The sequence below is a fragment of the Lysinibacillus sp. JNUCC-52 genome (assembly GCF_015999545.1).
GTDB lineage: Bacteria > Bacillota > Bacilli > Bacillales_A > Planococcaceae > Lysinibacillus.
Genome location: NZ_CP065546.1, coordinates 487,778 through 513,930 on the forward strand (window position 1 = coordinate 487,778; position 26,153 = coordinate 513,930).

A 26,153-nucleotide genomic window follows, 5' to 3' on the forward strand; every position below is an offset into this window, starting at 1 on the left:
TATGCTCTATCCCCAAGAAGCGTCCATTTCAAGCGTTAAGATTGTTAGGTTTAGCTAAGTGGTGAGTAGTATACAAAGTAAAGATGACAAGCCAGTAATCATTCGCCTAGGGGGGCTAATATGTTTAAAAATCATAATTTTGTTTTACTGTTTTTCTCTCGTTTTTTTAGTGTATTTGCGGATGCTATGTTATTTATAATTCTATTATCTTTATTAGGTAGCTTTGGTATTAACGCTATCGGACTTTCAATTTTCTTTATATTTTCTACACTCCCAGCAATTATATTTTCTTTGCCAGCTGGGGCAATTATTGAAAGAAAATATCTTCAAAAGGTCATGAGTTTTACTGATATAATACGATTTGTTTTAGTTGGATGTCTAGCAATAATTAACGCGATTCATTTAACACCTACTATAATTTATATATTTATCTTTGCCATTGTCCTGTGTAATGTATTTTACATCCCGGCCAATTCGTCTCTATTGCCCAAAATTGTTAAGACGGAATATTTAGCGAATGCAAATAGCTATATCCAAATCACAATGCTCTTTGCAAAAATAGGTTCTTATAGCGTCGGGGCCTGGTTGATTAAAAGTGGATTGAGTTATTCTAGTTTGCTACTTATCATAGGCTCATTTTACATTATTTCGATGACTATGATTTTAGCAGTAAAGCCATATCACAAAAATTTATCAAACAACGAACCGAAAACTATCATACAAGACGTAAAAGCTGGATTAGCTTATATTAAAGTAAATAAATTATATAGTAAGCTGTTTCAAATATTTGGTGCTGCATGGTTAGTTGGTTCATCAGTGGATCTTTATTTAATATCGTATTTAGTGGAAATATTGGAACGACCACATGAAGATTTATATATAATTACCACATATAGTTTGATTGGAATTGGTTTAGGATCTTTAATATCACCTTACTTATACAAACGAATTAATCCTAAAATAGGGCTTTATGCTTCAAGTCTATTCTTTGGTATTATTATCGCTTTATTTTCATTGAAATTACCACTATCGGTATTGTTAATAGGATTACTTATCGGTGGATTTGCACAAGGTTTATTTTTAATTTTTTTAAATACGTATTTACAAAGCAATGTAGAAGAGAAATATCTTTCACGAGTATACAGCTTATACCATTTCGTTTACACTGGAGTAAGCTTGCCAGGATATCTACTTTTCGGATACTTTATTGATCGTATCGGCATAATTAATACAGGTTTTATTATTGCAGCCTATTTAATACTAATTGCTTTAGTAACGATTTTCTACTTACCCTCTTTACGAGATAAAAAGGAAATCTTAGAAGAAAGACATTCTTAAAAAATCCAGCTATCTGTTTTTTATTGATAGCTGGATTTATATTTTTATTCGTTAATAAGCTTTTTTACATATGAATGTAAGTATTCTTCATAATTTAGAGCATGATTCAAAGATTCAACCTTATGTAATATATCTATTGATTCTTGAGCAAGTTCAAGACCTTGTTTATATTTTGTATGCATTTTGAATAAACCGAAGTAAAAATTTAGAATTGTTTTTTCTAAAATAAAGATTTCAGGTATATTTTGATTCTTTAATTCATATAAATAGGCTTCTGTTTCTTTCAACTTATTATGCTCAAGACATGTTCTAATAGTATTAAAATAGACATCAAATAAATTACGCTTGTAACTTAACATGTTTTTGAAATACATACTCTTTTTTATGACTTCTGAGGATAGCATAATTACAGTATCTATAGCTAATAAATGTAATGTATTACCATAAAGAATTATTTCATATTCTCCCCAGACTTCTACTTGCCATAAATAATCAACGAGTATTTCTAAATTTTCTTGTTTAACTTTGTTGTTAGTAAGGTCCGAAATAATTGCTTCGATCATGATACTGTTTAATTTATATGACAATACATTAGTTAATTCGAATTTAAAAATTTCATCATTTCTTAACTTATTTAAAAACTTTAAATCTCCACGTAAATAAGCTTCCTTCATGTTTATAATTAATTCTTCAAAATGCCCTACTTTAAATTCATTATGGATATAGATAAATTCTTCAAAACTTACATTAATTCGATTAAGTAACAATAATAACTTAGAAACAGTTATGCCCGTTTCATCTCTTTCAAATTTAGATAAATGAGAAACAGACATTATATCTTTTGCTGTATTATTAAGACTATAACCTTTGTGTAACCGTAACTTGCGAAAAGTATGACCTAAGTTATCCATAAAAATCACCTTTATCATATTTTAAAATAGAAATTATTGTTCAAATTGCCTCCCATTTTGTTCTTTATAAATTTCATCTTATATTGCTAGAATAAGTTCTGATTTTGCGTTTCAATATATCCCTTAATTAAAATTTTCAGAAAAAAGATGATATTATTTTTATAACCTTTATTTTCTTTTTTTCGTTAACTACATTTAGGGTAAGGTGGTGTTATCTTGAAAAAAGACATAATAAAAGTGGTATTAGTTTTTAGTATTGGTTCGATTTTAGTACTATTAGTTCCTTTTCTATTTTAGTATTTCTGTTTGACAAAGACGAAAAAACAAGAAGCATATTATTTCATGCTTCTAAGTAAACTTGACAGGCAAAATGCCACTTCTAGAGCAAAATTATAAACAATCCCAAACAATTTAACATTTGAGAAATTCTATCTTAAATTATAATTCTAAAATGCCATCAACCATTTTAAGTAAACGATCATTTATTCTATGCGTCACCATTATAATTGTTAAATCACTTCTGCTAAATAGAAAATATTCTATTTTTGCGGCAGTTTCAGTGTCCAGATTGGCCGTAATTTCGTCTAAAAGTAGTATGTTATTATTTCTCAATAAAGCCCTAGACAATGCAATTCTCTGAATTTGACCTCCAGATATTTTTTTTCCTTTTTCACCAAGGTTAGTGTCTAATCCATCTTTCGTCTCTTTTATCCAATTTATTAATTCCATATTTTCTAATACTTCTAATAACTCTTTATCCGTAAATTCATCATCTAATAATAGATTTTCACGTACTGAAGCATTAAATATATATGGTTTTTGATCAACAATCATAAGGATATCTTGAATTTGTCTACTTGTTAAATCAGAAACTTCTTCACCAAATATTTTTATTGAACCTTGATAATTTTTCAATTTTCCACTAATTATATCTAATAGAGTCGATTTTCCAGTACCACTGCCACCTATAATTAAATATTTTTTTCCATTTTCAAAAGTATAGGTGATATTTTTAATAATTTGTTTATTCATATAGTTAAATGAAAGGTTAGAGAGTTCAATAACTTTTTCTGTTTCGTATGTAAAATTTGTCTTTAATATTGGATCCTGGGTTATTTCGATTTGATTAAATTTTTCTAGGATTGGTTTAGAGCTTTTAATATTTGCAATCCAAGGACTAATATTTGCAACTGAATTAAATAAAGATGTAGAAATAGCACTAATAGCCGCGATTGAACCAATTGATATTTCTTGAATATAAGCTAAGTATCCTGCTAAAGCATACATAGAAACATTACATAGTATATTTCCTATTCCACTAACCAACGAAACTTTAGCTATTGATTTGCTGTAATTATAGTTAGCTATGCTTAAAATATATGATTGGTTCATAAATTTTTTCAAGAGTAAGTGTAATTTTTGAAAAATATACATTGTATCATATCCCGATAAATAATCTGATATATATTTTACAAACTTCTCGTTTTTTATTGTAATTGTCTTACTTTCATAATCAATTTTCTTTTTAAATATTCTAGGTATTTGCAACAATATTGCTACTTCAAAAAAAATAGCTAGGGCAATTGACCAATGAATGAAAAATAAAGAAATGCCTGCCACTAAAGCGCTAATGGAAGAAGTTAGTAATTTATAAAAAGGTTCTGTCGCTAATTTTTCAAATTGGTTGATATCATTTACTAGCCACGAAGTGTATGTCCCAATATCCCTTTTGTGGAACTCATCGTAATCAGCAGAGACCAATTTACTCATTATTTGCTGACGTAATTCTAAATTTATTTTTTGCTTAATCTCATTAACTTTAATAGATTGAAGAAAAGAAAATAATAAAAAACATGTATATGCAATTAATAACCCGAAAATTCCTACAGAAAAGTTATGAAAATCAAAAATAATTAATGAATCAATAATTCGAGCTTGAATAAAACTGGAAATGGATAAACTTATTGATATTAAAAATAATAAAGTTATTACAAATAAGTTTTGTTTTAGAAATAATTTAAAAAATTTTATACATATTTTTTCTCCTTTTAAATAATGTTTGGTTTATGTTTAAAATCTAACCTTTTGTCTAATTTTATCTTTCTAGTGAACATAACGAAATATATAGAAAATGAATATTTGAAATATAAAAAGCTATTTTCTCAGTGGTAAGTCACGAGAAAATAGCTTTTTATAAATCTAAGTACTATGTTCCTGTATACTCAGGATATGGACTTACCATATGCTCTTCTGAAAAGCTTGATAGTTCTTCTAATAACTCTACATAAGTTTTAAAAACATCAGCTTTTTTCATATGATTTCACCCACTTTCATTTAGATATATAATTATTTTATATTTCAAAAAAATTCTTTTGTCAATATAAATATCCTAAAAAATCAACACTATCTTGATTCCATTTTTTCTTTCCCGTCTGTTTTACCATAATTCTATCAATATCACGGGTACGAGTGCCTAAGGATTTAAGCTTCCTATCATGAATTGCATGCCAAGTAAAAGTATTACTAACTTTTATGAAGCCTATTTTTTCATACCATTCTTCAATTTCAGTTCCTAATAAAACAAAATCAACAGAATTGGTTTCAGCAAACTTAAGAACTTTTCTTACTAACTTTGTTCCTAATCCTTTATTTCTATATATTTTATTAACACATAAATCAATAATACCTAATACATTAATAACTTCATCACCTAGTTTCATTGCTCTATAATCTAGTCCAACTTGAGCTAGTACTTTTTCATTATCATTACATATAATAAATCTAAAATGAGGGATTTGCTTAAAATAAATCCTATTTTCAGGATATATTTCGAATGATTCTATTAGTAATTTGTGTAATTGTTCATATGTTGATTGATCTAAATTATAATCATATACATGTTTAATAATCATTAGTCCTCCAAATTTATATATGTCCTATGGGCTAACATGCTGATTTTTTCATTAAATAATTTATCAGCGTAGATTAGCGGTTCTCTCATTTCTGCGACAATAAACTTTACTTTATCAGTTTGAATAGAATTAATATTATCATATAAATTTTTTAAGGCTTCTTGGGAATCATCACTTATGCTAATTACATTTTTAAGATCTGATAATTTTGTTTTATTAGTTGTTTGTTCTCTAACTAGCCAAATGTAGTCTTCATTTGTATAGTGGTATTTGTTTTCTTCTAATTGGCTTGTAGTAGTCAGTAAAAATTTAACATTTTCTGCTAATGAATAATTTATTTCTGATTGTTCATCACTTATAGTTTTCTTTAGAATGGATTCAATATTATCTTTAGATATGATTCCATGCCTGATAATTTTATAGTTTTCACAAGATGACATATCTAAAATAGTTGATTCGATTCCGATACTTGGTTTTCCTCCATCCAAAAAGAATATGTCTGTTTGCGGAAAATAACGCTTAGTTTTCTCAATATTGGTGGAAGCTAATAGACCTGAAATATTTGCAGAAGTACCTGATATAGGGGCACCAAAATTTTCAATAACTTTCAAAGTCAAACTGTTATCAGGCATTCTAAACCCTATGTTCTTTTCCTCACTAATTGATTTTAAAATAAATGTTATTGGACCTGGCCAAAAATATTCCATTAGAAGCCTAGTATCTTCTGAAATATAAGCTAATTTACTTACCATATCAATACTAGAGACATTTAAAACAAGAGGCTTATGTATAGGTCTATTTTTGATTTTATAAAGTTTTTTTAACCCTTCAATATTTTGAGAATCCACTCCAATTCCGTAAACTGTTTCTGTAGGATAAATTAATAAATCTCCTTTTTTCAACGCAGATACAGATTTTTCAATAAGGGCTTCCTCGTTCATCCTATATTCACCCCGTATATATAATCTTGATTTACATTTAGTTTTGTAAGGTAATCTCGAACAAGATTTAAAGAACTTTTATGAGGTTTAAAATGTCCGGATTTATTATTAATTAAAGCACCTGCTATTTTATTATGCTTATCTTTAATTATTCCAATCTCCCCTGCTGCCTTTACCCTATCAGTCTTAAATTCTAATAATAAAGGATGTATCAATAATGTTTTTTTATGTGAAGTATTTATATAAGATCTCTTTACAATTAATTCTGCTGTCGATACAGGAACATCCATAATTCTAAATCTATCATATTGGTCAATGATATAAATATACCATTTATTTGAAGATAAGCTATTTAACTTATTCTTTGAATCTATGTTAATAATTAATTTTTTTATAGATTCATTTGATTCTTCAAAATCAAATTCGGATATGTAAAACCCGTCTACACTCGGTAATCTATCTCTTAATGATTCTGGCAAAGTTCTAGCATAATGAAGGCTCACTTCATTAATTAAATCATTAATTAATTCTTTGTTCTCATAATGACTTATTAAGGATCGAATTAGATGTAATTTTGTAATTAAAACAGCATTACTATGGGGGCCATATTCAATACTTACTTTATCGATAATTGACAGCAGGTCATTTTTCACTTCTAAATTCATAACCAATTCCTCCTAATCAATTTTTTATAATGTTTATATTTAGTATATGATTAAGAAGCTATATCAAGATTAAAGATATATTTTATTGTGTTGTGCACCGTCCATCTTTGGGCTGTCCCACATCAGAGGCAGAGTGAAATATACATGGAAATTGTGAGCAAATAATCCGGTGGGTAGATTTCACTGGATATTTTACCTTACATACTACTTTTCACTCTATTTTAAAACATTTTTAGATGATGTCATCTAGAATAACATTCTCTTTATATTCCTTACTTATATTTTCTACTCTTATTAATTTTAAAGACATTCTACTCACCCTCTTTGAAAATAAATCTTATTTTTACAATTAGTATAAAATGCCTTTTGCAATATGAAAAGTGTATATTTTTTGAATATTTCGTGAACGGAAATGATATTAGTTGTAGGAGGAGACATCTTGAAAACGATTAATTATTAAAATCCTAAAGTGGCAAGCTATCTATGTATGGGTGGAATATTTATAGTCTTAGGTTTTTCTCAAGGTTTAATCTTCTTTCTAATAGGGCAATTTTATGCGTTATTATTTCGAATAAAAATAATAAGAAAAGCCGATTAAAAGATTTTAGTGCATCCTTTAATTGACTTTTCTTAAACTATATATAATTAGAAAATAAACGTAATCTCCATTTCCCTATCAAAAAATTCATCTGAATCACATTTTCACCTGATTGCACTTCCCGAATAAAATGTCATGTAACAATACACTTGCTTTTAATAAAGCCATATACTGTTGGATGATTTTCTTCGTTTCGGCATCTGCGGAAATTGAAATCGAAATATCTTGTTCAACAGGTAATTGCCATTTCTTTCGAGTATCTTGAATTGTACGTATTAACTCTCTTATTTGCCCTTCCTGAAGTAAGTCGTCCGTTAAATGTGTATCAAGTAAAACACGGCAACCATTCTCTTCTGCCAATACATAATGATCCTTAACGACAGATTCTTTTACAACATGTGCTCTTAACAAAGTACTTTTTTGATTATCTAAGACTATTTCAATCTCACCTTTTAACTGTAGTGTATTTTTCTCAGCTTCACTTAATTGCATGACATAATCCTTTACTTTGTGTACATGTGGACCAAATGCTGCACCTGCTGTTTTAAAGTTGAGTTTATAATGAATTGTTTCATAAGATGAAAAATCATGTGTCCAAATACACGCTTTAATATTTAATTCATCTTGAATTATGTCGTTATACTGCTTATAGTTCTCCACTGCACCAGCTACTGATATCACCATTTCCTTTAATGGCTGTTTTACTTTGATGCCTTCTCCATTACGAATACTTCGGCCGAGTTCAACGACAGCAAGGACATTTGCCATCTCTTGTTCCAGTTGAAGGTCAAGTAATGATGCATCGGACTTTGGATAGTTTTGTAAATGTACACTTTCCCCACATAAACGTCTATACACATCATCCGCAATAAAGGGCGTAAATGGCGCTAGCAATTTACTAACAGTTGTCAATACCTCATACAGTGTGCTGAAGGCACCAGGCATACAAAAAAACCCGTCCCTTACTTGGGACGGGGTTAACCGCGAATACCACCCTAATTCTATTGAAAACCGCTCAATAGCACTCAGCAACGTACAATCATACGTGTTCTTTTTAACGGTAGACACCCGAATTAGCTTACTCATTTCAGCTAATCTTCTCAGAGAGGATCTTCATGAAACATTTGCACACCGACTTCCACCAAAATGTCGGCTCTCTGTAGAACAAAATGTAACACTACTCTTTCTCATCAACGAATTTGTATGCTTTTATTGTCACTCATCTTAACAAACTGCCATTTACTTGTCAATATTCAGACATTCTACGACGCTTTGATGAAGTGCCGTATATTGAGGACTATCAGCAGTTTGAATATAAAAACTTTTTAATAATGTTTTCCAGTTAAATCGTACTATTCGATAGTGCTGTACATCAAGCTGTTCCTTTTGAGCAGCTAACGTTGCCATCGTTTCATTTAATAATGCGATAACTTCTTGCTGCTGCAAACCTTGTTTTAGCATTGTAAAAATAGGTACTAATAGCCTTTCATCCTCATCATGAATGAATGCATAATTTGTTTGCAACATCATATTCCATAAAGGACGTAAAATATCCATAAAAGAAGATTTCTTGAATTTCGGGCTTTTCACTAATTCATCTACTGCGTCTGACGCATGTGCCACACTATGAGCCCACCCTTTTACAGGTATATAACCTCTTACATCTTTTTCAGTCAATAAATAAGTGCTGAACCTATTTGTAAGTTCATCGATTTTGTGCACTTCTATAAAATCAGCTTCATTATCTTTTGCTAATATTAGTGCGATTAGTAACAAAGTAAACGTTCTAGTAAAAACTGAATCTGAATTATCTTCTCCAATGCCTTCACATAATAAAACAGTTAAACAGTAGCCCAACATATCGCTTAATATGGCATAATCTAATAAATTTTGTTCTAAAATCATTGTATAAAAGGAACCATAGATTAATCCGTCTCGCAGTTCGCTATCTACTGAACCAATATGTGCAAGCATTGACTGAATGAGTATTTGTTGATCTGCTTGTTGCCAGGCATTACTGTCATTTAGGAATGCTTGAAGTTCACGTTTCAAATCAACTTCACTTAATAATTTTTCATGTAATATCATATGTAGTCATTTCTCCTTTTGTTTTCAACTACTTTAATCTTGATTTAAATGCCATAATTTTTCCAATGAGATGTCCGCTAATTGATAGCCATACTTGTCAACTAGCAAACGATCAATAGCGTGCCAACTCCGCTAATGGTTCAATATGCCCGTCTTGTACATCGCTTTCTGAATAAACGCTAACGGATACAAAATTTGTTCGTTGCTCGTCTTCATCCATGATAAAATCAGCTATCTCCAATTCTTCAACTGTGGCTTTTCTTCTTTCATCCACGATAACCAAGCTGTAATGGACTCGTTGAATACGTATTGTCCAGACTTCCAAATCTGTTAACCTTAATGTCCGTTCGAAATAATCAATCAATGATATAGCTCCTTTTTCATTTTTATACAGTAACTTACAATAAGTGTACCTTAATCCAAATAAAAAAACAGCTTATACTTGTAAGCTGTTTTTAAGGGGTGCAATTCTATTTCAATTTTCAACTATATAGAATGCTAACTTCTTATTGATATTCCTCCACTATTTTTATCCCTAAAATATCTTTATAATCTATAAAAGATTTAGAACCATCATTCCCTAATGCCTGACTATATTCCACTTCCACTTTATCTCCAATTGTTAGAGTTTTAGGAACATCTACTAGAGGGAACCATGTACCATTTTTATGTTTTTGTACAAGTTCGTCTACTGATAATTGACCGATATCATTTTTAATGACGCCTGAGACCACTAAAAATTCATTTTCTTTGATTGCTAAGACTCTTCCACTTCTTACTGGAGTCATTTGACTTTCCTTCTTAGGGATTTTATATTTCTCTCGTAAGATGGTAATGTCTTTATCATAATGCTGCTTTAAAAAATCCATTGCTTCTTGCTCGACAAGCCATCCCCTTACTTGGTCACTAGTATCTTTATAATCGGTATTACTTACTTCCATTAGTAAATTGACTGTGGCCATTTTATAAGCAATTGGCTTGGCATATATAGCAATAAACTCTTCTACTGAGATTTGCAGTTTTTGTAGCCGTTCATCCATTGTTGGCATTGTATCATAATTAAATTCATTCATAATCAATTCTAGTTCTTGATGTACTTGCTCTTGTGAAGGTACTATCTTCTTTGATTTCGCATAGGCAAAGTTCGATTCAAGATATAAAAAATTATCAAAACTTGCTCGATAGAGACGCTCTTTCCCATTCATATAAGAATCCTTTTGTAGCTGTAGTTCAAGAATTTTTTCATCTAATACTGGAGGAATAATTGAAGCTTGTTGTTGATAATCTTTGTATTGATTAAATATAAAAAGTCCTAAACATATGCTCAAAATCATTGTCAGCACACCATATTGCCAACTCTTTGAAGCTTGTTTTTCATTACGTTGTTCTATGTGCTGAACAACGTTGGTCATTACACGTTTTTTACTTTCTGTTAAATCCCTTACTACCCGAATATCGACTTTACTCATGCAAAAGCACCTCCCATTCAACCTGTTGTAGTATCGGTTTTAGTAACTCTCGCCCACGTCGTAGCCTCGTTTTAATAGTACTTTCAGGAATATTTAACAGCTTCGCTATCTCCAGCACAGACATTTCTTCAAAATAAAAATGGATGATAACCTCACGTTGCTTTAATGGTAGAGTTAGGATAGCATTTTCAATTAACGTTTTTTCATCTTGCTGAACAAGCATATCTCTTCTCTTGATTGTCTGTTGATTAAAAATCTTTTGTTGCACCTGAATTTTCCGATATGTCCAACTCCTTAAATAATCTTTACTCCTGTTAATGACAAGTGTCGATAAAAAAGCCTTTAACTCACCACGTTCATCGTATTTTTGTTGGTTATTATAAAACTTTATAAAAACATCCTGTACGATATCTTCGGCACTTTGTAGATCTCTTACATAATAATAAGCAAGACGAATAAGTCGTTCTGTATGTAGCTCCATTATTTCTTCCAGTTCGTTTACTAGCAACGTATCGCCTCCCTTCTCTACCCTATAAACGGTGCTCAAGATACAAAGGTTTGTTTTTTGGGAATTTATTATAGTTTTTCATCAAAAAATGGAAGAATCATTGTTTTTTCATGTGAAGAGAGCACAATATTTGTTGATGGCGTACCGTAAGGCATTGCGTCATCAATAAACTGTTCTAACGTTTCAACTGAGTATGTGGCAAGTTTGACAATATAGCTAATTTCGCCAGCTACCCGATAGCATTCAAGGACATCAGGATGTGTATTGCAAAAATTGGAAAGACTTTTGCAATCGATTGACTTAAACAAAATAATAGCCTGAATAGAGCGATCCATTTTTTTTAAGTTCACCTTCGTTGTATAGCCTTCAATACTCCCTTGCTCTTCTAGTTTTTTCACTCGTTCTATTACAGCTGGCGACGATAAATGAACGATTGTCGCTAACTCTTTCATTGAAATTTTTGCATTCATCTGTAATTGACGTAAAATTTCAGTATCAATTGTATCCATGCGAATCCACCTTTTTTTATAAATTGATTTCTTCATAATTCCTTTGAATATTAGGAAAACACTATTAATTACATTATATAGCGTATGTAATTAAATCACTTCCTTTATTACAATTAAAAATATAAAGGAGGCTAGCTAAGATGAAAAAAATATTATTACTTTTAGCAAATGGCTTTGAGGCTGTAGAAGCGAGTGTCTTTACAGATGTGCTAGGCTGGAATAAATGGGAGGGCGATGGCACAACGGAAGTCGTAACAGTAGGTTTACATAAACAGCTCCAATGCACATGGAATTTTTTGGTCACACCAGAAAAGTTGCTACATGAAATTGAACTAGAAGACTTTGATGCATTAGCAATTCCAGGAGGCTTTGAGGAAGCGGGATTTTATGAGGATGCTTTTAGTGATGAATTTCAGCAAGTCATTTCACACTTTAACGAACATCAAAAGCCAATCGCCACTATATGTGTAGCTTCACTAGCATTAGGGCATTGTGGCATTTTACAAAATAAACAGGCGACAACTTACAATCATCCAACTAGTAAACGATTAGAGCAGCTCCGTTCGTATAAAGTAGATATTGTCAATGAACGGATAGTGCAAACAGATTACATTATTACATCATCGAATCCAGGGACTGCTTTTGATGTGGCATTTGGCTTACTTGAAATGCTAACAACTTCTGAGAATACACTGAGAGTAAAAGATTTAATGGGATTTAACTAATAGTAGTATTTATAAAATAGGGTCATCTTTTTTTTCGTCCGTTCATTCTACGAAAAAAATTGGAGATGATCCTATTTTTTAAATTCAATAGTAATATCGAAAGGTATCTAAACATAATTTATTTTAAAACGTAACGATTATCATTTATCAATTTATCGTCGATATTGTTAAGTCAAATTTTCAGGAGGCAAATGTGAATCGTCAACTTAGCAAATATTTTTTTAATGCTCGTTTTTTCCTATTGCTGATGATTGGTCTATTTCTAACCCCTACTATCTTTCCAAGCATTTCATTTTTAGTTTCTGTCGGTCCCGCACTATTAAATCTAAATACTATATTTTTGAGTATCTTAATCGAAGCATTACCGTTTGTGCTAATTGGGGTTCTGATTGCTGGGTTTATTCAAATTTTTATTACTGAACAACATATCCAAAAGTGCATACCAAAAAATAAATTTTTAGCCATTGTTATGAGCTGTGTAATTGGAGCTCTTTTCCCTGCTTGTGAATGCGGAATAGTTCCGATTGTTAAAAGACTTGTTTCCAAAGGGGTACCTATTCATGCGGCAATGGGTTTTATGCTAACGGGACCCCTTATTAATCCTATTGTCATTATTTCTACATATATGGCTTTTGGTAATGATTTAAAAATCGCTGGGTTGCGCATGTTATTAGGCTTTGTCATAGCCATTATAGTCGCTTTCATTATTAGTCTAATTTTTATCGGAACACAGTTTAAAAATGATATACGAATCGATCATCCACAGCATCGTGCAGAAAAAATATCATTCATCAAAAAGTGTACAAACATGGTTAACCATTCTATTGATGAGTTTTTTGATATGGGCAAATATTTAATAATTGGGGCATTTTTAGCAGCTTTTGTTCAAACCTTTGTATCTACTAAAACGCTTGTGGAAATTGGTAATAATATTACATCTTCTATGTTAGTAATGATGCTGTTAGCGTATATTCTTTCTTTATGTTCCGAAGCGGATGCATTTATAGGAGCCTCCTTCAGCTCTATTTTTCCAACTCCATCTGTACTTGCCTTCTTAATTTTTGGACCTATGATTGATTTTAAAAACACGATTATGATGTTGGGAGTATTTCGATTTAAATTTGTACTATCAGTATTAACTATTGTGTTTTTTGTAGTCTTTATAATAATATGGCTTATCGCACCTTATATTTAGGAGGTCAATAATGAAATTTCACTTCCAACAAGCGGTAAAAGCCGCTATTTTGCTCGCCTTTTCTGTTATGATTATCAAATTGCTTGCAACTGGGGAAATTACGAAATTAATCAATCCGAAATATGAAAACTTAAGTAAAATTGTAGCTATTATCTTTTTCGTTTTATTTATAGTTCAAATAAAAAGGATTTTTACTTCTACAAATAATAGCCATCACAAAGATTCGTTATGCGAGTGTTGTTCACATCATACGGCTGATCCGCCTTTTAATTGGAAAAGAATAATATCTTATCTAGTTTTAGTTACTCCATTGCTAACTGGATTTATTTTGCCAACGAAATTTTTGGATGCATCCATAGCCCAGAAAAAAGGTGCTACTATTATGATGGCAAAACAATCTCAGACAGCAAGAAATGAAGAGGAAGGCACGCTAAATCAATCAAATAGTAATATGTTGTTAGAAGATCATCCAATTGATCCAAAACTATTAGAAGAAAAACAAGAAATGTCAAAAAAGGACTATGACAAATTAAAACAACAACTTGTACAGAATCCAATAGTCGACATGACAAATTATATATTTTCTGTTTATTACGAGGATATTAATATTAACTTATTAAAATATCAAGGTAAAACGATAAAACTAAGTGGCTTTGTGTTAAAGGAAAAAGATTTTCTAGAGAATCAGTTAGTCATTTCGAGATTCTTCATTACACATTGTGTTGCCGATGCCAGCATTATCGGGTTTTTAACAGAAATGCCCGAAGCTGCAAATTTAGAAGAAGATACATGGATTGAAGCAGAAGGTAAGATCGATATTGGGGAGTATAATGGCGTTGAGCTTCCTATTATTAAAGTTGAAAAGTGGGAAAAAATACAGGAACCTGTTGAGCCTTATATATATCCAATTGACATTCTCATTAGCAAATAACAAAAAAACCGACCTCCTAAGAGATCGGTTTTCATGAAATAATTATTCAGCAGCTTTCGCGCGAAGAACCATTTGTAGGATACCACCGTGACGGTAGTAGTCTACTTCTACTTCTGAGTCGAAACGAGCTAAAGCTTGGAAAGTTTTAACTGTACCGTCTTCAGATTTAGCAGTAACTGTTAAGATATCACGTGGTTTTACGTTGTCAGTAATGTTTACAGAGATTTCTTCTTTACCAGTTAAACCTAGAGAATCAGCAGATTCACCGTTTAAGTATTGTAAAGGAAGAACACCCATCATTACTAAGTTAGAACGGTGGATACGCTCGTAAGATTGTGCGATAACAGTTTTCACGCCAAGAAGGAATGTACCTTTCGCAGCCCAGTCACGAGAAGAACCCATACCGTAGTCGTTACCAGCAAGTACTACTAAGCCAGTACCTTGTTCTTGGTATTTCATACATGCGTCATAGATGTACTCTACATCGCCTGTTGGCCAGTAAGTAGTGAATCCACCTTCTGTACCAGGAGCAACTTGGTTACGGATACGAATGTTTGCAAATGTACCACGCATCATAACTTCGTGGTTACCACGACGAGAACCGTATGAGTTGAAGTCACGGATTGCAACACCGTTTTCGATTAAATATTTACCTGCAGGTGTATCTTTACCGATTGCACCAGCTGGAGAAATATGGTCAGTTGTAATTGAGTCACCGAACTTCGCCATAATGCGTAAGCCGTCTAAGCCTTTAATAGCTTCTGGCTCTTTTGCAAGACCTTGGAAGAATGGTGGGTTTTGAATGTAAGTTGATTTGTCATCAAATGTGTATAGAGACTCAGTTGATGTTTCAATTGCATTCCATTTTTCGTTAGCTGTGAATACAGTTTCGTATTCTTTTTGGAATAATTCACGGTTAACTACAGTACCTAATACTGCGTTAACTTCTTCAGTTGAAGGCCAGATATCAGCGAAGAATACTTCGTTACCATCTTTGTCTTTACCGAATGAATCTTTTTGTAGGTCGATATCCACAGTACCAGCAAGTGCATAAGCAACAACAAGTGGTGGTGAAGCTAAGTAGTTAGCTTTTACAAGTGGGTGTACACGGCCTTCGAAGTTACGGTTACCAGAAAGAACAGACGTTACGAATAAGTCGTTGTCTTTGATAGCGTCTTCGATTTCAGGAAGTAATGGACCTGAGTTACCGATACATGTTGTACAGCCGTAACCTACAGTGTTGAAACCGATTTGGTCAAGGTATGTTTGTAAACCTGAATCTTCAAGGTAACCAGTTACAACTTTAGAACCTGGTGCTAAAGAAGTTTTAACCCATTTAGGTACAGTTAAGCCTTTTTCTACAGCTTTTTTCGCAACTAAACCAGCAGCGATTAATACGTATGGGTTAGATGTATTTGTACAAGAAGTGATAGCAGCGATTGCTACAGCACCTGTTGGGATTTCTACATCACCTTCAGCAAATTTAGCTACAGAAGTTTTTTCGAATTCAGCTTCTGATAAACCGAAACCTTGAGTACCTTGTGGAGCCACTACTGCTTCTTTGTAACGAGAACGCATTTGAGAAAGTGGAATTAAGTCTTGTGGACGTTTAGGACCAGAAAGGTTTGGTTCGATTTCAGCTAAGTTTACTTCTAATACGTCAGTGTAAACTGGCTCTAATGTTGGATCAAAGAACATATGGTTAGCTTTTAAGTAAGCTTCTACAACCGCGATGTGCTCTTCGTCACGACCAGTTAAACGCATGTAGTTTAATGATTCTTCGTCAATTGCGAAGTAACCACATGTAGCACCATATTCAGGAGCCATGTTAGAAATTGTTGCACGGTCAGCTAGTGGTAATTTAGATACGCCAGGTCCGAAGAACTCAACGAATTTACCAACTACGCCACGTTGACGTAAAACTTGTGTTACTTTTAATGCTAAGTCAGTAGCAGTAGTTCCGTTTGGAAGATCGCCAACTAATTTAACACCGATAACTTCTGGAATTGGGAAGTATGAAGGTTGACCAAGCATACCTGCTTCAGCCTCGATACCACCAACACCCCATCCAAGAACGCCGATACCGTTGATCATTGTTGTATGTGAGTCAGTACCTACTACTGAGTCTGGGAATGTTTCGAATGTACCGTCAGCATTTTCGTTTACGTGTACAACTGGAGCTAAATACTCTAAGTTTACTTGGTGAACGATACCAGTTGCTGGTGGTACAGCACGGAAATTATTATAAGCTGTTTGAGCCCATTTTAAGAAGTTATAACGCTCAGCGTTACGTTCGAATTCAAGGTCCATGTTAGCTTGTAATGCAGATGCATTACCGTATTTGTCAACTTGTACTGAGTGGTCAATTACAAGGTCAACTGGAATAGCAGGGTTGATTTTGCTTGGGTCGCCGCCCATTTCTTTCATTGCTGAACGAAGAGATGCAAGGTCAACTACTACTGGTACACCAGTAAAGTCTTGTAATACAACGCGAGAAGGTTTGAATGGTACTTCTGCTTCTGGATCAGCACCGTTACCCCATTTTGCTAATTCGTTTACGTGTTCTTCTTTGATAACATATGCATCATATTGACGTAATACAGATTCTAATAATACTTTAATTGAGTAAGGAAGGTTTGAAACTTTTGCAACGCCAGCTTTTTCAATCGCAGCTAAGTTGTAGTAATTGTAAGTTTTACCATTAACTTCGAATGATGCGCGGCTGTTGTGTAAATTACCTTGTGCCATTTGCGGATCCCCCTAAATATCTTTTTGAAAAGGCCTAATGTAAAGCATCTTTTCTCCAACACCCATAATAGCGTATTTATATTCATAAGTAAATTACATTAATATTATCTTTTTCAATAAGTATTTCTTATGACATAAAAATTATTTCGTTTATTTAACATGAATGAGCGATTTTGTGACGAAAATGACATATTTCAGCCTAATTTATTGTGAACATTTTTCAAAAAAATATTCATCTATAGTTTTGAACAATAGTAAAATTAGTTGTTTACTATAAAAATACAAGTAATAAATTGTTATTGAACCAAATAATAGAAAAACAAATGAAGCAAGCGCGTAGTTAACCGTTCATTAGTAACGAGCGATTTCAACCTAATATGGAACTTCTACTTTTGAACGGTTGTAGTCATCGTTATTTCTGCAATTTCCATACACTCCCTACTGAGAGTAAAATCTCATCTGTCAAAGCAGTATCTCCTTCAGTCAACTCACTTACATTCTAGTTTGCTGTAAAATTTTTTCTAACTGCTAAATAGTACTTAATACATTAATGATAAAACTGTTAGTCGCCATATAAGTTTCTTTTATACAACAACATTCTCTATACTGTAATACTATTCCCCTTTACCTTTACTCGAACGTGAACGTTATAAACTTTACTGTTCAATAGCCTAGATTCTTCTTTATTTCTCCTTTATCTTTCAAAAATGAATAGACATTCAATTTGCAATTCCATTATTATATAGTATAAATACTCTTTTTGTAGATAAAAAAGGTGTTTTAGAGAAAAAATAGTTTTTTTCAAATAAGGAGGAGATTTATTTAATGGAGCGAATACAAAAAATAGCACCAAACTTCTTTTGCATTGATACACATGATTTAAATAGGAAGGAACGTACAAGCGCATATTTACTTATTGATGAAAAAATCGCATTAGTCGAGACATCTGCCAGTCCTTCAGTTCCCTATATAATAGAAGGTTTAAATGAATTGCAAATTACACTAGAAGATATTGATTATGTTATCGTTACACATATTCACTTAGATCATGCAGGTGGTGCAGGACTTTTTCTTCAAAGTTGCCCTAATGCAAAGTTGGTCGTACACCCGCGTGGTGTTACACATATGGTTGATCCAAGTCGTCTAATTGCTAGTGCAAAGGCTGTATATGGTAATGAATTCGAGCGTCTTTTTGACCCCATCGTCCCTATTGCTCCAGAACGAATTATTGAAGCAGGACATGGAGATATATTGTCATTAGGTAATCATCAGCTTACGTTTTATCATACGGAGGGACATGCAAAGCACCACGTATCGATGCATTATTCTGCTACAAATGGATTGTTTGTAGGCGATACTACTGGTGTCAGATATCCAGAGATGGCGGATGAAGCAATTGATTTAATCATCCCGTCAACCTCTCCAAATCAGTATGACCCTGAAACAATGGAAAAATCTATTCAGTTATACGAGGAGCTCAATGTACAAGAATTATATTTCGGTCATTATGGAGCATATCAAAACCCAACTGAAGCTTATCGCCAAGTTCGCTATTGGACTCCATTGTTTTTAGCTGAAGGTGAAAAGGCACGAGCAGCATCTGATATAGTCGAAGAACAAGTAAAGTTGCTAGATAAAGGATTACAAACATTATTGCATCATTTTCTACAAGAAAATGGTATATCAAAAAACCATCCAGTCTATCAAACAATTCCTTTTGATACAATCGTGTCCGCAATGGGCATTCTTGATTACTTAGCAAAAAAAGAAAAGCATCTCGTAAAATAAGCAATTATAATCTGCAATGTTTCTCCAGGCTAATTGGAGAAATTTTGTAGATTTTTTTACGACTGTCATTGATTAGTTAAATGCTGGAGCACAGCTTGAAAATCCTGTTCCTCCCCTATTGCTTCAAAATTTCTAAAAGGATTACCAACCCGTTTAATTCGCTCAATGACAGTAGGTATTGTAAAAAGTTCTGGTCGAAGCTGTTCATTTACTTCATCCCAATATAACGGTGTCGCTACTAAGCCCATTGGATTACCGCGAGTGGAAAATGGTGAAATAATCGTCTTTCCTTCCGCATGTTGTACATAGTCTAAATACAATCGGTCATTTCTATTTTTCTTTAACCGCTCAATTGTATATAATCCCGTTTTTTGCTCGCATAAAAAACGACATACAAACTCTGTAAATTGCCGAACTTGCTCATATGAAAAAGTATTATACGGTAAAGGTATATAAACTTGTAGGCCTTTGCCCCCTGAAGTTTTAACAAATGATTGTAACTTAAAATAATCAAATATTTCTTTTAGGTGGCGTGCAGCACTTATGGCAAGTGAAAATGCTTCTACATTAGGTGGATCTAAATCGAAAACAATTTCTGTCGGCTTATCAGTATCAATTGTTTGAAAGGGAATGTGAATTTCTAACGCAAGCTGATTTCCTAGCCACAATAATGTCTCAAGATTGTTGCATAAAATCCCATGATGTTCACTAACTTTCTCTGTTGCAACAAACTCTGGGAGATTATCAGGACTGCTTTTTTGATAAAAGCTCTCTCCTGACACGCCATGAGGAAAGCGGATTAATGTAACTGGTCGTTGACGCAAAAAAGGCAATATTAACGGTGATATGAATTGTAAATAGTGCAAATAGCTATCTTTTGTAATACCGATTTCTGGCCATACAGGCTTGTTTGGATGTGTTACTTGTACACTTTCAGGTATCGGCATAAGTTGTCGATGCATTTGTTGCCAATTACATTCCTGTGGATCCATCTCTAATCGAAAAGCATGAAATCGTGGCTCTCTTAACTTTTTGCCATCAAAATCTATACAGGCAATATCAACACAGATAGATGGCTCTAATTCCCATGTTTCATTTTGTTTAATACCATTTGCTTTAAAAAATGCTATTAGTGTGTTTAATTCGTCATTTTTCATGCCATGTCTAAAAACAACCACTACTGTTAATTCACCCTGTCGATAAACACAACCTTGAAAATAACCATTTCCTTTATCATATTTCGTGACAATGACCGTAACCATTCTCCAATTTTTTATCTTCATCCATTGATTCGTGCGTACATTTTCCTGCCACTTACTTGTTTTTTTCTTTGCAATAAGACCTTCGCCATTATAGGTAGTTATCAAATGCCATATCGCTGAGGTGTCCTCAAAAACATCGATTGCTTGCAGGCGTCGATTATCTTCATAATTAATAGTAGTCGGCAACTTCAATTTCGTAAAAAGTGTCGTTAGTTGCTGTTTACGTGTTTTTAAATATCGATTCGCTTGACTTTCACCTTTAAATTGCAGTAAATCAAATACAACATAATGACATGGAAATGATTTTGCATGTGCAGCAATCACTTCTTTATTTTGCATTCTCCCTCTTTGTTGGACAATTGAGAATTCACTTTTATAGTTGTTCATTAAAAATACTAGCTCACCATCAAATGTTAAGGGTAAATATGCTTTTATTTTTTTGTAAAGATCTTTGCAATACGCAATAATCTCTGGGAATAACTGATTAAGTACATTCCCATTTCTACTGATTAAAATAGGTTCTTCTTCGGTCCACTGTATAATACAACGAAAACCATCGTACTTTGCTTCATAAAACCATTCTTCTCCTTTTGGCGGTTCGATTGCTTCTGTTAATAACATTGGTTTCATAATGCACACCTACTTTCTTTTCGTTCTGATTGACGATTTGTATTTAGCATACATAAAAATCATCAAAATATAACATAGTAAGAAAAACGAGGTGACAACATGCATACAGTTTGGAAAGGCAGTATATCGTTTGGACTTGTCAACATTCCTGTAAAATTACATGCAGCAACAGAAAATAAAGACATCAAATTACGACAGCTTCATAAAGAATGCCATACACCTATTAGCTATAAAAAAGTATGTGAGGGCTGCAACCAAGAGGTTACAGATGAAAATATAGTGAAAGCATATGAATATGCAAAAAATAAATTTGTCGTTCTTGATGAAGAGGAAATAGAAAACTTACGTAAAGAAAATGAAGATAAGGCAGTTGAAATTATTGATTTTGTTAAATTAGGTGAAATTGATCCTATTTATTTTGAACGTACTTATTTTTTATCACCTGATACAACGGGCAGTAAGGCATATGCTCTATTGCGACAAACATTAGAGGAATCAGGTAAAATCGGTGTAGCTAAAATTATCATTCGTTCAAAGGAACAGCTTGCAATTGTTCGGGTCTATCAAAATGCGCTCGTGATGGAAACAATCCATTTTCCTGATGAAGTACGCAGTGTGCAAGACGTTCCCAATATTCCGAGCGAGCCAACTATTGTTCAAAAGGAATTGGACGCTGCACTCATGCTAGTCGACCAATTAACAACTGTCTTTAATCCAGAAAAATATACAGATGAATATCGTAATGCTTTAATGGAACTTATAGAGGAAAAGAAAGCAACAAGTTCAGTTTCTGCAAGCGATAAACGTCCTTTACCCGATAATGTCACCGATTTAATGTCAGCACTCCAAGCTTCTTTAGATAAAACAAAAAAACCAGCAACAAGAAAAAGAGCAACCAAAGCGAAGAAAAACGCGTAATGGCGTTTTGAAAAGGCATCGAAAATTACTCTCGATGCCTTTCTTATGCGTCTATCTATACGTAAATAATGTTATAAAATTACAATTAATAAAACATACGTTTGCTATTCGTGATATACTAACATGGAAGAAAGGAGTGCAGAAATGTCCAACATACATATTGAAGAACGAATGAAACATTACCATGTCCAAGGGTTAAGTTATTTGCTAATTGAAAATGGCCAAATCAGTAAATTGGCACATCACGGCACACTAGAAGCAGGAACCAATCATCAAGTAAATGCCCGTTCCGTATTTAATGCATGCTCAATAAGTAAATTTTTAACTAGCATGTTAGTAATGAAATTAGTAGAACAACGTTATTTGAATTTAGATGAGGATGTTAATAAGAAACTAACTTCGTGGAAAGTACCTGAGAGTGCATTCACAAAGCATAAAAAAGTGACATTACGTAACTTACTTTGCCACCAATCAGGGATTATTGACCCTATTGATAGTTTCCCACCTTTACATGCTCCTCGAGAAAGCTTTTCAATGGTTGACTTGTTAAATGGGAAAACGCCTTATTGTCCAAGTGCAATTGAGGTGTCAAATGAGCCTTGGCATGAATTTCATTACTCTGATGCTGGTTTTTGTATTATTCAGCTGTTAATTGAAGACGTTATGCAACAATCATTCGATGCTATTATAGATGAACTTATTTTTAAAGCGTTAAACATGGAAAATAGCTCTTTTCTATCGTCTATTAGAAAATCTTCCGAAAACACATTCGCTTGTGGTCATCATCAAAATGGCGAATTAGTGGCAGGCAACTATCCAATATATCCTTATCCTGCTGCTTGTGGCTTATGGACCTCCCCCACTGACTTAGCGAAATTACTGCTAGAATTTATAAATGCTATAAAGGGGTCTAGTAAAGTTGGTATCTCTGCAAAGCTGGCCCAACAGTTTCTTCAACCACAAGGCGGCAAGGCATGGACTGGTTTAGGTATATTTCTTGATGAAACAGAACATGAAGTTGAAATTTCCTCACTTGGTTGGGGAGTTGGATTTCAATGCATGCTCGTTGCCTATCCGTATTTAGAAAAGGGATTTATTGTTATGACGAATACCGATTTAGGTGTTCATCAAATGAAAGGAATTATTGGTGAACTATATCAATCGTTCATGACTTCTACATGAAAGAGCATGTTAGCCAATTCTTGCTCTTTCATTTTCTATCATTAGTCAAATTGCAGTTCTTCTATATTAACCGTTAATTTATTGCGCAAAACATATAAAACGCTTATGCCAATTAAGAAAGTAAGGAAATCCCCTATAAAAATGGACCAAATAATTCCATGGAATCCTGCGATACTACTCATAATAAATAAAATTGGTATCATGATGAGACCCTGTGTAAGGGACATAATCATCGCTGCTTTTCCTTGCCCAGTCGCTTGGAAAATTCCAATGATAAGGAAGGTAAAACCAGTGACGAATAATGAAAGGAAAATTACTTTAATAACATAACTTCCTAATTCAATTAACTGTGGATCTGTCGTAAAAATACCAACTAAGTGATTACCTGTTAAAAATACAAGAATCGCAAACATTGCTGCTAGTATCGCTACTGTCATACTCGTAAATTTTATCGTTGATTTCATACGTTTTCTATTTGATGTAAAATTGTAGGCAATCAGTGGGACAACACCTTCACAAAGTCCCATAATAATGAGTTCTGGAAATTGCAAAATACGTTGTGAAATACCGTAAGAAGCAACTGCCGCATCTCCATAACTAGCAGCAAAATTGTTGAACACCAATGCTGTTAATCCCATTAAAGCACTCATTAGCGCAATTGGAATACCAATTTTCAACACTTCAAATACGACTGATTTTTCAATTTTAAAATATTTCATTGATAAAGTTAAATACTCACTTTTACGGATTATATGCCAGCTATAATAAATAACAGCTCCGATATTACCAATAAGTGTCGCTAATGCAACACCTGGAACACCCCAATGGCAAGCGAAAATAAAAATGGGATCTAAAATTAAATTAATACCTACACTTATAAACATTCCGACCATGGATACAATTGCTGAACCTTCAGCACGTACAATTTGCTCCAATGAAAAGTTTAATATAATAAATGGCGAACCTATTAGCATCACTAAAATATATTGCTTTGTATAGTCAAAAGCCGCTGCACTGGCACCTAGCCCTGTTGTAATGCTATTAGTAGCTAAAATTCCTACTAGCATGGCGATAATTCCTAAAGCAATAGAGGCATAAAATGAAAAAGAAGATACTTCTTTTATTTGTTCTCGCTTTTTTTCTCCGAGCAATCGTGAAATAAATGTACCGCCCCCTACGCCAATTAAATTCCCAAGGGCCATTAACACTGCAAGGATAGGAATTGTCAGTGTGATGGCAGTCATCATAACCGAGTCGTGAAGTAAGCCGATAAAATAGGCATTTAATATTGTATAAATGACGCTAACAGACATACCGAGCATCATTGGTAATGAGAAATGCGCCACAGCCTTAGCTATAGGTGCTTTCTCAAAATAATATGTGTTCTCCATATAAAATTCTCCTTTTTAATAAAACGTTAGATATCTAACTAAATAAGTAGAAGAACTGAATCAATCAGCCTTCTTAATCTAAGTTTTTAATTATGCGGTTTAACAAAACTATAAGCTGTTCTTTTTCTTCTTTTGAGAAGCCTTTTGTCATTTCGTCATCTAATTCTTCAAAAAACAATTGAAAATCCTTAACAATCGCGATGCCCTTTGGAAGCGGTCGAATTATTTTACGACGCTCATCTGTTAAATCTGTTTTACGTTCAACTAAACCTTTTTTCTCCAGGTTCGTTACGATGCTTGAAATAGAAGAGCCTCTACGTTGGAAGACGTTCTCCATATGTTTTTGCGTTATGCCCTCTTCCATATGGGAGACTAAGTAATCTAGAGCATGCCCCTGTTCAATCGTAATGTCATAAGATTCGAGCTTTTTGTCACCGCGCTGCTTCATTTGATGACCAATCATACGAATTTGAAATTGATAATTGACTTCTTTCATCGTCTCACCTTCCACAATTAGAATTTCTTTTTAGTTAGATTTCTAACTAATAATAAAATATCGATCTTTAGAAGTCAATCATTTTAGTTAGAAGTCTAACTATTTTTCCGAGGATCATTTTCCGAAATTTATCAGCGATTTCTAACGTTCTTCCAGCGATTCACACGAAGTTATCGGCGTTTTTGTAGGTTTTATCGGCGTTTTTAAGTACAATCAAAACAACTTCACGCAAATATCTTCCTTTGGATATTAAACCATTTTATGATAACATTTACAAAAACACATATAAGAGGAGTACAATTATGGCGACCATTGAAGACTTTATTGCTCTTGATATTCGAATTGGTACAGTTCTTCAAGCAGAAGAACTACCGAAAGCACGTGTTCCAGCGATAAAAATGAACATTGATTTTGGTGAAATAGGAATTAAGCAATCCTCCGCACAAATTACAAAACGATATACACCAAATGAAATCGTTGGTAAACAAGTAGTAGCAATTGTCAATTTTCCACCCCGTCGAGTAGCAGGCTTTAAATCAGAGGTTCTAGTTATCGGCGGTGTGCCTGTAGAGGGAGATGTTATTTTATTAACACCTGATCAAGCAGTACCAAATGGCACTAAAATTAGTTAAGTAACTTATCTAGTTTTACTCTAACGATTACAAAGGATTTATTTTAATCTATCTCACAGGCAAATGGCTATTTCTTTATAGCTTCATCTGCATATTAATAGTAATGTAAAGCTTAGATAGCCTTACAAAAACTCTCCTGTTTTGGGGTCACTTTCTATATGGAAGTGACTCTTTTTTCTATTTTTGTCTCACGTTTTGCAACTATTATTATGGTGGAAAAAATCGGTCAAAATTTAGACAGCATAACCTACTTTCTTCCTAAGAATTCAATTATTACTGAAACTATGTTAGACTTAAAATTTAGTGCACATTAAGG

General features: G+C 33.1%; 23 protein-coding genes and 1 other annotated feature. Of the genes, 8 read left to right on the top strand and 15 right to left on the bottom strand.

The features are described from left to right. The first annotated feature begins 120 nt into the window (after positions 1-120). Positions 121-1,338 carry an MFS transporter gene (locus tag JNUCC52_RS02590; RefSeq protein ID WP_337981278.1) on the top strand — a complete coding sequence of 406 codons (1,218 nt, stop codon included), beginning with the start codon at positions 121-123 and terminating at the stop codon, positions 1,336-1,338. A gap of 44 nt (positions 1,339-1,382) precedes the next feature. Here JNUCC52_RS02590 and JNUCC52_RS02595 read toward each other — a convergent pair whose 3' ends face one another. From JNUCC52_RS02595 to JNUCC52_RS02645, 11 genes are all read right to left on the bottom strand, one after another. After that, positions 1,383-2,249: a helix-turn-helix domain-containing protein gene (locus JNUCC52_RS02595; RefSeq protein ID WP_337981279.1), complete on the bottom strand. Its 867-nt coding sequence runs from the start codon at positions 2,247-2,249 to the stop codon at positions 1,383-1,385. Between the two features lie 438 nt (positions 2,250-2,687). After that, positions 2,688-4,286: an ATP-binding cassette domain-containing protein gene (locus tag JNUCC52_RS02600; protein WP_337982171.1), complete on the bottom strand. Its 1,599-nt coding sequence runs from the start codon at positions 4,284-4,286 to the stop codon at positions 2,688-2,690. Between the two features lie 338 nt (positions 4,287-4,624). Then, positions 4,625-5,161: a GNAT family N-acetyltransferase gene (locus JNUCC52_RS02605; protein ID WP_337981280.1), complete on the bottom strand. Its 537-nt coding sequence runs from the start codon at positions 5,159-5,161 to the stop codon at positions 4,625-4,627. Then, complete coding sequence (locus JNUCC52_RS02610; RefSeq protein ID WP_337981281.1) at positions 5,161-6,102, bottom strand: L-threonylcarbamoyladenylate synthase; 942 nt, start codon at positions 6,100-6,102, stop codon at positions 5,161-5,163. Before JNUCC52_RS02610 ends, JNUCC52_RS02605 begins: the two co-directional genes overlap by 1 nt. Beyond that, positions 6,099-6,767: a hypothetical protein gene (locus JNUCC52_RS02615; protein ID WP_337981282.1), complete on the bottom strand. Its 669-nt coding sequence runs from the start codon at positions 6,765-6,767 to the stop codon at positions 6,099-6,101. Before JNUCC52_RS02615 ends, JNUCC52_RS02610 begins: the two co-directional genes overlap by 4 nt. Before the next feature lie 694 nt (positions 6,768-7,461). After that, positions 7,462-8,370, bottom strand: coding sequence for a class I tRNA ligase family protein (locus tag JNUCC52_RS02620; RefSeq protein ID WP_337982172.1), 909 nt, complete (start codon positions 8,368-8,370; stop codon positions 7,462-7,464). Further along, positions 8,330-8,568 (bottom strand) — a binding site (T-box leader). Its footprint overlaps the gene before it by 41 nt. A 36-nt stretch (positions 8,569-8,604) precedes the next feature. Then, positions 8,605-9,453: a DUF2785 domain-containing protein gene (locus JNUCC52_RS02625; RefSeq protein WP_337981283.1), complete on the bottom strand. Its 849-nt coding sequence runs from the start codon at positions 9,451-9,453 to the stop codon at positions 8,605-8,607. 112 nt (positions 9,454-9,565) lie between these two features. Next, the gene (locus tag JNUCC52_RS02630) at positions 9,566-9,817 is read right to left on the bottom strand and encodes a hypothetical protein (RefSeq protein ID WP_337981284.1); all 252 of its coding nucleotides are present in this window, start codon (positions 9,815-9,817) and stop codon (positions 9,566-9,568) included. A gap of 142 nt (positions 9,818-9,959) precedes the next feature. Then, positions 9,960-10,922 carry a DUF3221 domain-containing protein gene (locus tag JNUCC52_RS02635; protein ID WP_337981285.1) on the bottom strand — a complete coding sequence of 321 codons (963 nt, stop codon included), beginning with the start codon at positions 10,920-10,922 and terminating at the stop codon, positions 9,960-9,962. Beyond that, complete coding sequence (locus tag JNUCC52_RS02640; RefSeq protein WP_337981286.1) at positions 10,915-11,430, bottom strand: sigma-70 family RNA polymerase sigma factor; 516 nt, start codon at positions 11,428-11,430, stop codon at positions 10,915-10,917. The genes JNUCC52_RS02635 and JNUCC52_RS02640 overlap by 8 nt, the downstream gene beginning before the upstream one ends. Positions 11,431-11,498: 68 nt before the next feature. Beyond that, entirely contained in the window at positions 11,499-11,939 is a 441-nt protein-coding gene (locus JNUCC52_RS02645) for an Lrp/AsnC family transcriptional regulator (RefSeq protein WP_337981287.1), read from the bottom strand. 140 nt (positions 11,940-12,079) lie between these two features. Here JNUCC52_RS02645 and JNUCC52_RS02650 point away from each other — a divergent pair, with 140 nt between their 5' ends. From JNUCC52_RS02650 to JNUCC52_RS02660, 3 genes are all read left to right on the top strand, one after another. Continuing rightward, positions 12,080-12,664 carry a DJ-1/PfpI family protein gene (locus tag JNUCC52_RS02650; protein WP_337981288.1) on the top strand — a complete coding sequence of 195 codons (585 nt, stop codon included), beginning with the start codon at positions 12,080-12,082 and terminating at the stop codon, positions 12,662-12,664. 193 nt (positions 12,665-12,857) lie between these two features. After that, on the top strand, positions 12,858-13,859 hold the full coding sequence (locus tag JNUCC52_RS02655) for a permease (protein WP_337981289.1): 1,002 nt from the start codon (positions 12,858-12,860) through the stop codon (positions 13,857-13,859). A 10-nt stretch (positions 13,860-13,869) separates the two neighbouring features. Next, complete coding sequence (locus JNUCC52_RS02660; RefSeq protein WP_337981290.1) at positions 13,870-14,790, top strand: TIGR03943 family putative permease subunit; 921 nt, start codon at positions 13,870-13,872, stop codon at positions 14,788-14,790. Between the two features lie 42 nt (positions 14,791-14,832). On the opposite strand, the gene acnA is transcribed toward JNUCC52_RS02660, so the two are convergent. Then, on the bottom strand, positions 14,833-17,538 hold the full coding sequence (gene acnA, locus JNUCC52_RS02665) for an aconitate hydratase AcnA (RefSeq protein ID WP_172771396.1): 2,706 nt from the start codon (positions 17,536-17,538) through the stop codon (positions 14,833-14,835). An 825-nt stretch (positions 17,539-18,363) separates the two neighbouring features. On the opposite strand from acnA, the gene JNUCC52_RS02670 reads away from it, so the two are divergent. Then, entirely contained in the window at positions 18,364-19,326 is a 963-nt protein-coding gene (locus JNUCC52_RS02670) for an MBL fold metallo-hydrolase (RefSeq protein ID WP_337981291.1), read from the top strand. 65 nt (positions 19,327-19,391) lie between these two features. Here JNUCC52_RS02670 and JNUCC52_RS02675 read toward each other — a convergent pair whose 3' ends face one another. Next, positions 19,392-21,218 (bottom strand): DNA ligase D, encoded by a 1,827-nt coding sequence (locus JNUCC52_RS02675; RefSeq protein ID WP_337981292.1) that lies wholly within the window; start codon positions 21,216-21,218, stop codon positions 19,392-19,394. A 99-nt stretch (positions 21,219-21,317) separates the two neighbouring features. Here JNUCC52_RS02675 and ku point away from each other — a divergent pair, with 99 nt between their 5' ends. Next, on the top strand, positions 21,318-22,136 hold the full coding sequence (ku, locus tag JNUCC52_RS02680; RefSeq protein ID WP_337981293.1) for a non-homologous end joining protein Ku: 819 nt from the start codon (positions 21,318-21,320) through the stop codon (positions 22,134-22,136). Between the two features lie 144 nt (positions 22,137-22,280). Continuing rightward, on the top strand, positions 22,281-23,318 hold the full coding sequence (locus JNUCC52_RS02685; RefSeq protein WP_337981294.1) for a serine hydrolase domain-containing protein: 1,038 nt from the start codon (positions 22,281-22,283) through the stop codon (positions 23,316-23,318). Between the two features lie 41 nt (positions 23,319-23,359). On the opposite strand, the gene JNUCC52_RS02690 is transcribed toward JNUCC52_RS02685, so the two are convergent. Both JNUCC52_RS02690 and JNUCC52_RS02695 read right to left on the bottom strand, forming a co-directional pair. Next, a complete protein-coding gene (locus JNUCC52_RS02690; RefSeq protein ID WP_172771392.1) occupies positions 23,360-24,709 on the bottom strand; it encodes an MATE family efflux transporter in 1,350 nt (449 codons plus the stop codon). A gap of 73 nt (positions 24,710-24,782) precedes the next feature. Beyond that, entirely contained in the window at positions 24,783-25,205 is a 423-nt protein-coding gene (locus JNUCC52_RS02695; protein ID WP_172771391.1) for a MarR family winged helix-turn-helix transcriptional regulator, read from the bottom strand. A gap of 302 nt (positions 25,206-25,507) precedes the next feature. On the opposite strand from JNUCC52_RS02695, the gene csaA reads away from it, so the two are divergent. Then, on the top strand, positions 25,508-25,837 hold the full coding sequence (gene csaA, locus JNUCC52_RS02700) for a chaperone CsaA (protein WP_172771390.1): 330 nt from the start codon (positions 25,508-25,510) through the stop codon (positions 25,835-25,837). Positions 25,838-26,153: the final 316 nt, after the last annotated feature.